Consider the following 255-nt stretch of genomic DNA (forward strand, 5'->3'; position numbering starts at 1 on the left):
TGGCTGAAATAAGCTGGCAGAACGCATCCTGTGTGGCTGGCCACTCACCGGCACGGCTTAAAGGATAACGTACCCTGCCGTTCAGCCATTCCGGGTTGAGATAAAACCAGTCAGCCAGAGCCGTCAGCATCTCTCCTGTCAGATAATCTGCGAGTTTGTCCGGGTCACGGAAGACGGCAGGACGGATATTCCAGGGAGCCAGTAACGTTGTCATCGTTGTTACGCAGACATCATGTGCCTGCATGATGTGTTCTG

The 255-nt window shown here is 53.7% G+C and carries 1 pseudogene; it reads right to left on the reverse strand.

Going from position 1 to position 255, the window contains the following annotated elements:
* Positions 1–255, reverse strand: a pseudogene (locus E0D98_RS26940) (conjugal transfer protein TraE); the annotation flags it as partial.

This window comes from Escherichia sp. KCJ4928 (assembly GCF_004352695.1).
GTDB lineage: Bacteria > Pseudomonadota > Gammaproteobacteria > Enterobacterales > Enterobacteriaceae > ECMA0423.